Here is a 13,278-nt window from a genome sequence, read left to right as displayed (position 1 = left end):
CGGGCGATGTCGTCAGCACAACGACTTTCGGCCGATCACAGGGTTAGTTCGTGCCTATGTCCGCAGCGTCGCCCCGGACGAGTTTCTTGTCGCGCTCGGGGTTCGCGAAGACCAGGGCGCCGACGGCGCAGACGGCGGCGACGAGGCCGAGCGACTGGAACGCGGTGGCGTAACCCTCGGCGGGCGAGGCAGCCGCGTCGACGATCAGACCCGTCGCGTAGGGGGCGACGAGGCCGCCGATCGCCATGACGGCGAGGAAGACGCCCAGGGTGCCCGCGGTCTGACGGGGCGGGCAGATCTCCGAGATCGCCGCGTTGAGCAACGGGAACACCGACGCGGCGAAGCCGTAGCCGACGGAGACGACGAGGACGGCGACAGCGGGTGCGGTGATGGACGGGAGTGCCAGCAGGATCGCTCCGCAGATCAGCACCCCGACGGCGGGGACGATGACGCGGACGACGCGGGACGTCGAGCCGCGTGCGAGCAGACGGTCGCCGATCACGGACGAGAGCAACATCAGGATCAGCCCGGCGATGCTCGGGAATGCGAACATCGAGCCGGCCTGGAGTCGGCTGTATCCGAGGCCCACCTCGAAGTACGAGGGCAGCCACGTCAGAACCACGGCGACCAGCGCGTACACGCTCATGACGAGAAGCGCGCCGCTGATGAACGTGCGGGTCCGGAAGATGCGACCCCACGGCACCGCCGGTTCACCCGCGTCACCGGAGGCCGCGGAATCGGCGCCCTTGCCGCTGCGAATGTACGGGCCCTCGCTCCAGACGGTCAGCCATACGACGCACCACAGGACCCCGATGACCGCCAGCGCGACCAGCGCGTAGCGCCACCCGAACGTGACGGTCACGAACGCGAGAGCAGGCGCGACGGCGATCTTGGCGATGGACGCGGCACCGGCGAGCAGGGCGCTCGGCAGTCCGCGCTTGGCGGGTGCGTGCCACGAGTACGCCGCCGTGTGGAGCAGAGCCGAACTCGGACCTTCGGCGAGCCCGAGCAGCAGGCGGCTGACCAGCAGCACCGCGAAAGACGCGACGACCACGAGCGGGAGTATCGCGACGGACCAGGCGATCGCGAGCAGCAGCAGCGCCCACCGCAGCGACATCCAGCGGTTCAGCGCGCCGGCGAAGAACCCGCCGACGGTGAAGGTCAGGAAGAAGAGGCTTCCCACCAGCCCGATCTGCGAGGCGCTCAGTCCCAGCTCGTGGGCGAGGGGTTGGGCGATGATGCCGAGGACGGCCTTGTCTGCGTAGTTGACGACGTAGAGCAGCACGAGGAGCCCGGTCAGGCCCCAAGCGCGGCTGCGGGACTCGGAACCGATGGCGACGGTCCGGTCGAGGATGGCAGTGGAGCGGGTCACGTGGTGATCCCTTCGGAAGGCGTGGTGGCGTGGGTCACAGTGTCACGGTTCATTGAACGTACCGGGGTGCCCGCGATCAATACGCACTCGGCGAAGGCACCGGCTACGTCTGCCTATGAGTCGGCGGATTCGAGGAGCCTGGTGTGCATTGGAGTGCGCTATCCGACCGATAGCCGAACGCCCCTAGCCGGGCCCCGCCGAATCGGGCATTCTCATCCCATGAGCCGCCTCGCCCGGACGTTCGATCCGACGAACAGTCCGAGGTTCGGAAGATGATCATCGGCAAGGGCGTACCAGGCAGTTACGCACTGTAATTCGAAGGAGAAAACCCGTGCAGCGTACGGTGTTCAACGAAGATCACGACGCGTTCCGGAAGACGATCCGCGACTTCATCGCCAAGGAAGTCGCACCCGTCCACCACGAGTGGGAGGGCGAAGGGCATCCCCCGCGCGACTTCTACCGTCGTCTCGGGGAGCTCGGGGTGCTCGGCATCCAGGTGCCGGAGGAGTTCGGCGGCGGCGGTGAGAAGAGTTTCAAATTCGCCGCGGTGGTCGGCGAGGAGACGGCGGCCGCCGGAGTCACGTTCGGCAGCTACTCCGTCCACACCAACCTGATCCTGCCGTACCTGCTCGAGTACGCGAACGACGAGCAGAAGCAGCGATGGCTCCCCGGATTCGCGTCCGGCGACATCATGTTCGCCATCGCGATGACCGAGCCGGGCACCGGTTCGGACCTCGCGAACATCGCGACGTCGGCCAAGCTGTCCGAGGACGGGTCGCACTACGTCCTGAACGGCGCGAAGACGTTCATCACCGGTGGCGCGCTCGCCGACCGGATCCTCGTGGTGTGCCGCACCGCGCCCAGCACGCCCGAAGACCGCCGGGCGGGTCTGACGATCCTCGTCGTCGACACGACGTCCGAGGGTTTCGCGGTGGGTCGCAAGATCGAGAAGATCGGGCTGAAGGCCTCGGACACCGCCGAACTGTCGTTCACCGACGTGAAGGTGCCCGTGGCGGACCGCCTCGGCGACGAGGGGGCCGGTTTCAGCTACCTCACCCACAACCTCGCCCAGGAACGCCTCTCCATCGCGCTCGGCGGGTCGGCCACCGCGGCCGCCGCGCTGCAGCACGCGATCGCGTACGTCAAGGAGCGCAAGGTGTTCGGCAAGCCCGTCGCGGCGTTCCAGAACACCAAGTTCGTGCTCGCCGAGTGCGCCACCGAGGTCGAGGCGATCCAGCTGATGGCCGACCGCGCGCTCGAACTGCACGATGCCGGCGAACTCACGGTCGCGGATGCCGCGAAAGCGAAGCTGTTCTGCACCGAGGCCGCAGGCCGGGTCATCGACAAGTGCCTGCAACTGCACGGCGGGTACGGCTACATCCTCGAGTACCCCATCGCGCGCCTGTACGCGGACACCCGCGTCTCCCGCATCTACGGCGGCACGAGCGAGGTCATGAAGACGATCATCGCCAAGGATCTCGGCCTCTGACCCCACACACCAACAGTATGGGCGTACTGTTTCGGGCGAGGAGGACTACATGTGGGATCCGAACAAGTACCTCGCCTTCGCGGACCATCGCGGGCGCCCGTTCTACGAGTTGCTGTCGCGAGTCGACGCGCGGTCACCGCGCCGCGTCGTCGACCTCGGCTGCGGTCCGGGAAACCTGACCGTCAGCCTCGCCGAACGATGGCCGGACGCCGTCCTCGAGGCCTCCGACAGCTCACCCGAGATGGTCGAGGCCGCGCGTGAACGCGGCCTCGACGCCAGCAGGCAGGACGTGCGCGACTGGACGCCGGAGCCCGACACCGACGTCGTCGTCTCCAACGCCGCCCTGCAGTGGGTGCCCGAACACCGGGAGCTGTTGCGTCGCTGGCCGACTCAACTGCCGTCGGGGGCGTGGATCGTGGTGCAGGTTCCCGGCAACTTCGACGCGCCGTCGCACACGATCGTCCGGGCCCTCGCCTCGAGCGACCGGTGGTCCCGGTTGCTGCCGGACGTGCCGTTCCGCGAGAGCAAGGTCGTCGACGATCCCACCGACTACGCCGGTCTACTCGCCGACGCCGGGTGTGCCGTCGACGCGTGGGAGACCACGTACGTGCAACAGCTGACCGGGGAAAACCCGGTTCTGGAGTGGATCACCGGCACCGCGCTCCGCCCGGTCAAGGACGCCCTCGCGGCGCCGGAGTGGGACCGCTTCCGCGACGAGCTCGTCCCACTCCTCGACGCGGCATACCCCCGGCGACCGGACGGCAGCACGTTCTTCCCGTTCCGGCGCATCTTCGTCGTCGCCCAGGTGCAGTGATCGACCAGGTGCAGTGATCGACCGGCTCAGCCGTGATGTCTCCGGTACGCCGCGGCCGCGCCGGGATGCAGCGGAACCCCCGCGGTGACGATCAGCGACTGCCGGTCCAGGAACTGGCTGCCGGTCGCCTGATCCGGCACCAGTTCCGCCGCGTGGTCGATGAGCACCTCGACGATGGCCCCGGCGGCACTGTCGGACACGGCCGGGTCGGCGAGCAGCAGGTTCGCGAGACCGATCGTCGCGACCGACGTCTGCTGTCCGTACGTGCCGGGCGGAATCAGCACCGGCTCGTAGCGCGGGCCGAACCGCTCCCGCAGCAATTCCAGTTCGGCGGACAGATCGAGTAGGCGCAGTGGGATCCCGAGATTCGCGAACGACGGCGTGGGCACTCCACCGGCCCACAGAACCGCGTCGACGGTGCCGTCACGCAGCGCCTGCCCCGCGTCGGTCATCGACAGGTGCAGACGGGTCACGTCGCCCGCACCCGCCAGACCCAGCACCTCGAGGATCCGCTCGCCCGTCAGTTCCGCGCCGGAGCCTGTGGCACCCAAGCTGATTCGGACTCCTCTCAGCTGCGAGGTGTCCGCGATCCCGGAATCGGCGCGCACCGCGAGTTGCATGTAGTTCTCGTACACCTTGCCGATGGCGGTGAATCCGGCGCCGGCCTCGAGAGCCGATACGGCTGCGTCGGCGAGGCTCAGAGCCAGTTCCGCGTCTCCTGATGCCAGCGCCGCCAGATTATCCATCGACCCCGCGGTGCGGACGGGGACGATGCTCACCGGCAGTGCGGCACGCTCCGCGGCCTGGGCCGTCAATTGGGCGAACTCCCAGAAGAATCCGCCCTCCTCACCGGCGGCGAGCCGCAGCGGATCGCGGCCGCTGTCCGAGCACGCGGCGAGCACCGAACCCGTGGCCGCGGTGGCTCCCACGGCGACGACGCCGCACAGAAGTGCGCGTCGCGCGATCACGGCGCCACCGCCGGAAGGGTCAGCGTCACCCGGAGCCCGTGTGGCTGCTCCGCAGCGATGGTCAGCGCCCCACCGCCGCCTTCGACGAGCGCGGTCGCGATGGACAGCCCGAGCCCGGTGCCCTGCTGCCCCGCCCCGGACCCGCGGAAGAAGCGTGACGACAATTTGCCGATCTCGTCCTCGCCGACCCCGACCCCGTCGTCACTCACCCGGATCTCGATTCCCGCGGCGGACCGTCCCGTGTCGATCCGGACCGTCGAACCTCGACCGGCGTACTGGTGTGCGTTGCTGAGCAGGACGTCCAGGACCTGCGCCAGGTGGCTGGATCGGAAATCGGCGACCAGCGGTTCGGCCGGTTCCCGGAGCACGAGGTCCATCGCCGATTCCCCGAGAGCCTCCGTCCAGGCGTCGGCACGGTCCGCGAGGACGGCACCGACGTCGCATCCGCCGTGCGCGGTCTCGTCGTCGGCGGATTCCGCGGGCGATTCGGCGACGGCGAGTGCCAGCAGTCCGTCGAGGATCCCGCCGAGCCGATCGACCTCCATCCCGGTCCGGCGGTAGGTCTCGGCCCCGGACTGGGAGACATGCGGGCCGAGGGAATCCAACCGGATGTGCAGGGCCGCGAGGGGGTTTCGAAGCTGATGGGCGGTGTCGGCGATCAGCTGCCGCTGCGCCTGACCGGACGCCTGGACGGCACCCGACATGGTGTCGAACGCCTTCGCGAGTTCCTGGACCTCGGGCGGGCCGCTGTACCGGCCGGTCGGCCGACCGGTGCTGCGGCGCACCCGCGGACGCGGCGACGGGACCGCGTCGGTGAGGGCCCCGACCCTGGCGGTGAGCGCCCCGAGCGGACGAACGGTCCACCGGGACAGCGCGATCGCGACCGCGGTGACCGCCGCCAGCGCGACGAGCGCCCCCGCGACGATCACCAGCCACGACGTCCGGATGGATTCACGTGCGGCGCGGGTGGACACGTCCAGGACCACGGCACCGTCCACCTGCGCTCCGGTGCCGACGGGTACGGCCGACAGGACACGGTCCGCCGACCACGGGGTCAGCGAACCGCTGATCCCCTGCTTCTGGTTGCGCAGTCCCGCCGTGACCGCCGCGGCGACGTCGGAGTCGTCCGGCGACAGTCCGGCTCCCGCGCGGAGGTTGCCTCTCGCGTCGACGATGAGGACGCCCTCGCCGTACAACTCGTGGTAGCGGGCCACCTCCTCCCGCAGCAGCGTGGTACTCCCGGGCGCCTGGGTCTGTCCGGCGAGGCTGGCGAAATGCGTCGCGTCCGCCTCCCGGCTCAGCCGCAGAGCCTGGGTTCTCCCGGCGCTGGTGGCCAGCGCCAGCGGGACGGCGAAGGCCACCACCGCGACGGCCGCGAACACCAGCAGAACGGCGAGTACACGGCGGCGCACGTCAGGTGCCCCAGCGGTAGCCGTACCCGCGGATGGTCGAGATGAGCCCGGGCCGGCCCAGTTTCGCGCGCAGCCCGGTCATGTGCACGTCGAGGGTGCGTGAGATGGCCACGTACGCGTCGCCCCACACCGCATCCATCAGTTGCTGGCGGCTCACGGCCGCACCGGGACGGGTGACGAGCACCTCGAGAAGCTCGAACTCCTTGGCCGTCAACGCCACCGGAGCGCCGCCGACCTCCACCTCACGTGCCGCCAGATCGACCACCACGTCACCCTCGGTGACCGTCTGCTCGGCCGAGGCCGCGGTCGCGCGGCGACGCTGGGTCACGACGTCGAGCCGGGCCAGCAATTCCGCGAGCCGCGCCGGCTTGACGAGGTAATCGTCCGCACCGCCCCGAAGTCCCCGCACCACCGACCGTTCGTCGTCGCGGGCGGTGAGGATCACCACCGGAACGTCGCTGACGGCCCGCAGCTGCCGGAGCACCTGCAGGCCGTCCGCATCGGGGAGACCGAGGTCGAGGATCACCGCGTCCATACCGCGATGGCCGAGAAGGAGATCGGAGCCGCGCCGCATGCGCACCGCCTCGTGGCCGTGGGTGGCCAGTGCTTCCACGAGTGCGTCGCCGACTCCGTCGTCGTCCTCGACCACCGCGATCTGCACTTCTCTTCCCTTCGATCAGCTCCGCGAGTCGACCAGCTCGACGTCGTCGTCCGGGGTGTCCTCCCGGCTGGTCGCCCGGTCGAGCGGCGAACCGTCCGAAGTCTCACGCATGAAGAAGTAGACGACGAGCGAGATCGCGATACACCCGGTCACGTAGTAGAAGAATAGCGATTCGTGGCCGGCCCGCTTCAGGGCGAGGGCGACGGTCTCGACCGTTCCGCCGAAGATCGCCAGCGTGAGCGCGTACGGCAGCCCGACCCCGAGCGCGCGGACCTTGGTCGGAAACAGCTCGGTCTTCACGATCGCGTTCACCGACGTGTATCCGGTGACGACGATCAGTCCCAGCATCATCAGGCCGAACGCGACCAGGGGGTTCGTCGTCTTCCCGAGCACGGTCATCAGCGGCACGGTCAGGACGGTTCCGCCGATCCCGAAGAAGATGAGCAGCTTCCGGCGACCGATGCGGTCGGACAATGCGCCGCCGATCGGCTGCAACACGATGAACACCAGCAGGGCCGCGAAGTTGATCCACGCCACCGTGTCCTTGGAGATGCCGGACGTGTTGATCATGTATTTCTGCATGTACGTGGTGTACGTGTAGAACGCCACGCAACCACCGAGCGTCAGGGCGCACACCAGCAGGCACTCGCGGGGGTACTGCAGCAGCATCCGGAGCGAACCTTCCTTCGGCCCAGCGTCCGAGGTGTCTGCGTCACGCTTCGCCTCCACCTCGTCGGTGAACGCCTCCGACTCGTCCATCGTGCGACGGAGCCACATCACCGCGACGGCACCGGCGGCGCCGATCAGGAACGGAATCCGCCAGCCCCACGACTGCATGGCCTCCGCAGGCAGCGTCAGCTGCAGGATGATCTGCACACCCAGTGCGATCAGCTGCCCGGCCACGAGCGTGACGTACTGGAAGCTCGAGTAGAACCCGCGCCGGCCGGGCGACGCGACCTCGGCCAGGTACGTGGCGCTGGTGGCGTACTCGCCGCCGACCGACAGTCCCTGCAGCATCCGGGCGATCACCAGCATCACCGGTGCCACGAGCCCGATGCTCGCGTAGGACGGCGTGACGGCGATGACGAGCGAACCCGCCGCCATCACCGTCACCGACAGGGTGAGCGCCGATCGGCGTCCGTGCCGGTCGGCGTACCGTCCCATGATCCAGCCGCCGATCGGCCGCATCAGGAACCCGACCGCGAAAACGGCTGCCGTGGAAAGCAGCTGCGCGGTGGTGTCGCCCTCCGGGAAGAACTCCTTCGCGAAGTACACACTGAACGCCGCGTAGACGTACCAGTCGTACCATTCGATCAGGTTGCCGACCGAACCTTTCAAAACATTGCCGATGACTCGGCGCTCACCCGTCGATGTGGTGCTCACGCGGGACTCCTCTCGATGCCCTGGATCTCTGCGTTCACACCACAGTGGGTCACGTCACATCGATACGGAAGGGCCCCGGAGCCTTCCTAACACTCCCTTAGGGAAGAGCCCCCGTGAGTACTTGTTAACCGCGGGACGTTAACAAGTACTCACGGCTGGGGTGTCCTCACCGAGCCGCGGCGGCGCGCTGCGATAGCTCGCCGGGGTGACGCTGAGCCGGATCGGGTTCGCCACCTGACGCACGGGCCGGTCCCTGCGGGGATCGTCGATCTCGACCACCGGATTCAGCCCGAGCCGCTCGGCGAGCGCCACAGCGTCGGCGATGTCGTTGAGCGGGCCGCACGGAACACCCTGCGCGGTCAGCTTCTCGAACCACTCGTCCGCCGAGCCCGCGGACAGCGCCGCGGTGATGTCCCGGACCAGTTGCTCGCGGTGCGCCACCCGTTGCGTGTTGGTCGCGTACCGCTCGTCGTCGGCGAGTTCGGGCACACCGAGAACCTCGACGAGAGAGGCGAACTGACGGTTGTTCCCCACCGCCAGCACCAGCGGACGGTCGCCGGTCCGGAAGACCTCGTACGGCGCGATGCTGGGGTGCCGGTTGCCCATCGCCTGCGGGACGACACCGGCGCCCACGTACCCCGACGTCTGGTTCGCGAGGGCGGACAGCAGCGACGACAGCAGATTCACCTCGACCCGCTGCCCCTCCCCGGTGCGATCACGGTGACGCAGCGCCGCCAGGATCCCGACCGCGGCGTGCAGTCCGGTGATGATGTCGACGACGGCCACCCCGACCTTCGTCGGAACGCCGGGTTCGGGACCGGTGATGCTCATCAACCCGCCGACGGCCTGGATGAGCAGGTCGTATCCGGGCAGGTCGTTCTGGCCGCCGAACCCGGTCACCGAGCAGTAGACGACGTCGGGATTGATCTCCCGCACGGCGTCGTAGCCGAGCCCGAGCCGGTCCATCGTGCCGGGAAGGAAGTTCTCCACCACCACGTCGGCCCGGGCGGTCAGTTCCTGCGCCTGCTGCAGGTCGGCGGGGTCACGCAGATCCCAGGCGAAGGACCGCTTGTTGCGGTTGACGGACTGGAAGTAGGTGGATTCGTCGCCCACCCACGGCGGCCCCCACTGCCGGGTGTCGTCCCCGACGCCGGCGCGCTCGATCTTGACGACGTCGGCGCCGAGATCGGCGAGCAGCATCGTGGCGTACGGCCCGGCGAGCACCCGTCCGAAGTCGGCGATCAGCAGGCCGTCCAGGGATGCGCTCCCAGCCGACTCGAGCGACCTGCTCACCGGAACGCTGCCTCGCCCGTCAGCGCCTTGCCGATCACGAGCTGGTGCACCTCGGACGTTCCCTCGTAGGTGAGCACGGACTCGAGGTTGTTGGCGTGACGGATCACGGGGTATTCCAGTGTGATTCCGTTGGCGCCGAGGATGGTCCGGCACTCGCGGGCGATGGCGATGGCCTCGCGGACGTTGTTCAGCTTGCCCGTGCTGACCTGCTCGGGACGCGCCACGCCGCGATCCTTGAGACGTCCGAGGTGGTACGCGAGCAGGTGGCCCTTACCGACCTCGAGGGCCATGTCGGCGATCTTGACCTGCGTGATCTGGTAAGCGGCGAGCGACTTGTCGAAGACCTGACGGTCCTGCGCGTAGGAGATGGCGGATTCGAGGCAGTCGCGGGCGGCGCCCATCGCACCGAAGATGATGCCGAACCGTGCCTCGTTGAGGCAGCCCAGCGGACCGGACAGTCCCTTGGCCTCGGGCAGCATCGCGGATTCGGGCAGCCGGACGTCCTCGAGCACGAGTTCCGAGGTGACGGACGCCCGCAGCGACATCTTGTGCTTGATCTCGGGCGCCGAGAAGCCGGGGGTGTCGGTGGGCACGACGAATCCGCGGATGCCGTCGTCGGTGCGTGCCCACACGACGGCGACGTCGGCGACGGATCCGTTGGTGATCCACATCTTGGTGCCGTTGAGGATCCAGTCGTCACCGTCCCGCTTGGCGCCCGTGCGCATGCCGGCGGGGTTGGAGCCGAAGTCGGGCTCGGTCAGTCCGAAGCAGCCGATCGCCGTGCCCGCGGCCATGCGGGGCAGCCATTCCTGCTTCTGGTCTTCGCTGCCGTAGTGGTGGATCGCGTACATGGCCAGCGAGCCCTGGACGGACACGAGGCTGCGGATTCCGGAGTCGACGGCCTCGAGTTCCAGGCAGGCCAGGCCGTAGGCGGTGGCGCTCATGCCGGCGCAGCCGTATCCCTCGAGGTGCATGCCGAGCACGCCGAGTTCGCCCAGCCCTTCCGCCAGTTCACGCACGGGCAGTGCCGCCGCTTCGAACCATTCGCCGATGTGCGGCCGGATCTTCTCGTCCGCGAATCGGCGCACGGTGTCGCGGATCGCGATCTCCTCGGTGTCGAGCAGCGAGTCGAGGGCGAACAGCTGGGACAGGGACTGCGGGTCGGACATTGTTCCTCCACGGGGCCGGTGGGGCTGATGTGCAAACGTTCGCGAGAACGATTGCACGAACGATTTCGTCACGTAGACTAAGGCGCGTTCCGGCGGCCGTCAACCACGACGCCCACCGGCCCCCGTCCCCGAGCGCGAGGATTGCCCGTGAACCAGCCGGACCGCCCGACACGCACCTCCGGGCGTCCGCCTACCCTCCGCGAGATCGCCGAACGCGCCGGCGTCCACGTGTCGACGGCGTCCCGGGTGCTCCGGCAGCCCGAACCCGCCGACGGCTGGTCCGAGGCCGCGCTGCGGGTGCGCGAGGTGGCGGTGGAACTCGGCTACCAGCCCAACCTGTGGGCCGCGAGCCTGCGGACCCGGAAGACCACCACCCTCGGCGTCGTCATGCCGCGACTCACCGACGGCGTGGTCGCGACCATGTTCCAGGGCATCGAGGAGACGGCAACGCGGGCCGGCTACTCCGTGCTGCTGTCGAGCCCACCCGATGACCTCGACGCCCAGCGCCGCGCCATCGAATTCCTCGTCAGCAGGCAGGTGGACGGTCTGCTGCTCAGCAGCCTGCACAGTCCCGGCCGCGAATTCGTCGACTCGCTGTCGGTGGGGGCACTGCCGATGCTGCAGCTCAACCGGCACGCCGACGTCGGTCTGCCGTTCGTGTCCGGCGACGACCACCGCGGCGGCTACCTCGCCGGACGCCATCTCCTCGACCGCGGCTTCACCGAGGTCGCCGTCATCGCAGGCCCCGACCATGCGAGCACCTCCCGCGACCGCCTCGCCGGGTTCCGCGACGCGCTGGCCGAGAACGGCATCGAACTCCGCCCGGATCGCGTCGTCCGCTCCGACTTCGACGTGTCCGGCGGTGTCGCCGCGGCCACCGTTCTCCTCGAGTCGGATTCGCGTCCCGAGGCGATCTTCACCGTCAGCGACACCATCGCGATCGGCGTACTCGGCGTCGCCCGGGACCTCGGGCTGCGGATCCCCGAAGATCTCGCGCTCGTCGGATACAACGACATTCCGGTGGTCGCCCAGCTGCCGGTGCCGCTGACAACCGTCCGGTCACCCGCGCGCCTGATCGGCGCGACGGGTGTGCGTCATCTCCTGTCGATCATCGCGGGCAACGACGTGGAATCGGTGAAACTCCCGGTCGAGCTGATCGAGCGGGCGTCGACCAGGAAGTAGTCAGAGCGTCGCCCGCAGTTCGCGTTTGAGAAGCTTCCCGCTCTGGTTGCGGGGCAGCTCGTCCACGAACACCACCTGCTTGGGCACCTTGAACGGCGCGATGCGCTCCTTGACGTGGGCGATCAACCCGTCCGGCGTCACGCCGGCCGCGTTCTCCCGCAGCACCACCACCGCGGTGATCGCCTCGATCCACTTGTCGTCCGGGGTCCCGATGACGGCCACCTCGGCCACGTCCGGATGCGTGTAGACGGCGTCCTCGACCTCGCGCGACGCCACCAGGATGCCGCCGGTGTTGATGACGTCCTTGATGCGGTCGACGACGGTGATGTACCCCTCCGGGTCCCGCGTCACCAGATCGCCCGAGTGGAACCAGCCGTCGCGGAACGCCTCCGCGGTGGCGTCGGGGTTGTCCCAGTACCCCAGGCACAGCTGGGGTGAACGGTAGAGCACCTCACCGGGCGTGCCGTCCGGAACGTCGTTGCCGTCCGGATCCACCACCCGCGTTTCGACGAAGAACACGGCCTTGCCGCACGACGACGGCCGCTCCTCGTGTTCCTCGGGCTGCAGCACCGTGGCGAGCGGACCGATCTCGGACTGTCCGAAGCAGTTGTAGAACCCGAGGTCGGGGTAGCGTTCACGCAGCCTGTTCAGCACCGTCACCGGCATGATCGACGCGCCGTACTGCGCCTTCTTCAGCGACGACAGGTCGCGGGTCTCGAGATCCGGATGTCCGGCGAGCGGCACCCACACCGTCGGCGCCAGGAACAGCGAGCCGATGCGATCCGCCTCGATGCGCCGCAGGATCTCCGGGATGTCCGGGGTCTGCATCAGATTCACGGTGGCGCCCACCGACAGGTACGGCATCATGAAGACATGCATGCCCGCCGAGTGGTACAGCGGCATGCAGATCAGCGGATTGTCGCCGTCGCTCAGCGCGAGGGCGATCACCGAGGACACGTACTCGTGCACGAGACCGCCGTGAGTCATCATGGCGCCCTTCGGCTTCGACGTCGTCCCGGACGTGTACAGCAACTGCGCCAGATCGGTGGACGCGACCGGCACCGCGAGCACGGGTACGTCGCCGGAGCCGCTGTGGGCGAGAAGCGAGTCTTCGGCGTCGCGCAGGGGCACCACGTGTCGCAGTTCGAGCGCGTCCCGGACCGAGTCGAGCGTGCCCCTCAGCGCCGGATCGACCAGCACGGCGGCGCTCCCGGACTGCGACACCAGATAGGTCAGCTCCTCGCCCTCGAGCGCATAGTTGACGGGGACGTGCACGAGACCCGCACGCGCGCAGGCCAGGAACCCGATCGTGTACGCGTCCGAGTTGGTGCCGTACGCGGCCACCCGCTCACCGGCCGACAGTCCGAGCGACTGCAGGTAGGCGGCCGCTCGGCTGACCGCGTCGTCGAGTTCACGGTACGTCCACGTGCGGTCTTCGAACGTCAGTGCCCGGCGGTCGGGGAACTTGGCGGCCGAGCGCCGCAGCACTCCGTCGACGGTATCGGTACGCGCATCCAGACTCATGCACGAAGGTT

11 protein-coding genes are annotated in these 13,278 nt (G+C 68.8%); 3 read left to right on the top strand and 8 right to left on the bottom strand.

What is annotated here, in order from left to right; all coding sequences use genetic code 11:
* Window positions 1-43: 43 nt before the first annotated feature.
* Window positions 44-1,372, bottom strand: coding sequence for an MFS transporter (locus QM806_RS13935; RefSeq protein WP_005251536.1), 1,329 nt, complete (start codon window positions 1,370-1,372; stop codon window positions 44-46).
* A 331-nt stretch (window positions 1,373-1,703) separates the two neighbouring features.
* On the opposite strand from QM806_RS13935, the gene QM806_RS13930 reads away from it, so the two are divergent.
* Window positions 1,704-2,861, top strand: coding sequence for an acyl-CoA dehydrogenase family protein (locus QM806_RS13930; RefSeq protein ID WP_005261386.1), 1,158 nt, complete (start codon window positions 1,704-1,706; stop codon window positions 2,859-2,861).
* 49 nt (window positions 2,862-2,910) lie between these two features.
* Window positions 2,911-3,675, top strand: coding sequence for a trans-aconitate 2-methyltransferase (locus QM806_RS13925; protein ID WP_210460655.1), 765 nt, complete (start codon window positions 2,911-2,913; stop codon window positions 3,673-3,675).
* 26 nt (window positions 3,676-3,701) lie between these two features.
* Here the strand turns inward: QM806_RS13925 and QM806_RS13920 are convergent, their stop codons facing one another.
* The 6 genes from QM806_RS13920 to QM806_RS13895 all read right to left on the bottom strand — a co-directional run bounded on the left by QM806_RS13920 (window position 3,702) and on the right by QM806_RS13895 (window position 10,561).
* The gene (locus QM806_RS13920) at window positions 3,702-4,643 is read right to left on the bottom strand and encodes a TAXI family TRAP transporter solute-binding subunit (protein WP_283291789.1); all 942 of its coding nucleotides are present in this window, start codon (window positions 4,641-4,643) and stop codon (window positions 3,702-3,704) included.
* Window positions 4,640-6,055: a sensor histidine kinase gene (locus QM806_RS13915; protein WP_283291786.1), complete on the bottom strand. Its 1,416-nt coding sequence runs from the start codon at window positions 6,053-6,055 to the stop codon at window positions 4,640-4,642. The genes QM806_RS13920 and QM806_RS13915 overlap by 4 nt, the downstream gene beginning before the upstream one ends.
* A 1-nt stretch (window position 6,056) precedes the next feature.
* Window positions 6,057-6,716: a response regulator transcription factor gene (locus tag QM806_RS13910; protein ID WP_005261382.1), complete on the bottom strand. Its 660-nt coding sequence runs from the start codon at window positions 6,714-6,716 to the stop codon at window positions 6,057-6,059.
* Window positions 6,717-6,731: 15 nt separating this feature from the next.
* Complete coding sequence (locus tag QM806_RS13905) at window positions 6,732-8,099, bottom strand: MFS transporter (protein WP_005261381.1); 1,368 nt, start codon at window positions 8,097-8,099, stop codon at window positions 6,732-6,734.
* Between the two features lie 138 nt (window positions 8,100-8,237).
* Window positions 8,238-9,392 carry a CaiB/BaiF CoA transferase family protein gene (locus tag QM806_RS13900; RefSeq protein WP_242322684.1) on the bottom strand — a complete coding sequence of 385 codons (1,155 nt, stop codon included), beginning with the start codon at window positions 9,390-9,392 and terminating at the stop codon, window positions 8,238-8,240.
* The gene (locus QM806_RS13895) at window positions 9,389-10,561 is read right to left on the bottom strand and encodes an acyl-CoA dehydrogenase family protein (protein WP_005261379.1); all 1,173 of its coding nucleotides are present in this window, start codon (window positions 10,559-10,561) and stop codon (window positions 9,389-9,391) included. The genes QM806_RS13900 and QM806_RS13895 overlap by 4 nt, the downstream gene beginning before the upstream one ends.
* 147 nt (window positions 10,562-10,708) lie before the next feature.
* Between QM806_RS13895 and QM806_RS13890 the strand changes: the two genes are divergently transcribed.
* Window positions 10,709-11,743 carry a LacI family DNA-binding transcriptional regulator gene (locus tag QM806_RS13890; RefSeq protein ID WP_054245498.1) on the top strand — a complete coding sequence of 345 codons (1,035 nt, stop codon included), beginning with the start codon at window positions 10,709-10,711 and terminating at the stop codon, window positions 11,741-11,743.
* On the opposite strand, the gene QM806_RS13885 is transcribed toward QM806_RS13890, so the two are convergent.
* Window positions 11,744-13,267, bottom strand: coding sequence for an acyl-CoA synthetase (locus tag QM806_RS13885; protein ID WP_054245499.1), 1,524 nt, complete (start codon window positions 13,265-13,267; stop codon window positions 11,744-11,746).
* Window positions 13,268-13,278 lie beyond the last annotated feature (11 nt).

This window comes from Rhodococcus sp. IEGM 1351, assembly GCF_030056875.1.
GTDB lineage: Bacteria > Actinomycetota > Actinomycetes > Mycobacteriales > Mycobacteriaceae > Rhodococcus_F > Rhodococcus_F opacus.
The sequence above is the reverse complement of the archived record's forward strand: the minus strand, read 5'-3'. Positions and strand labels throughout refer to the sequence as shown.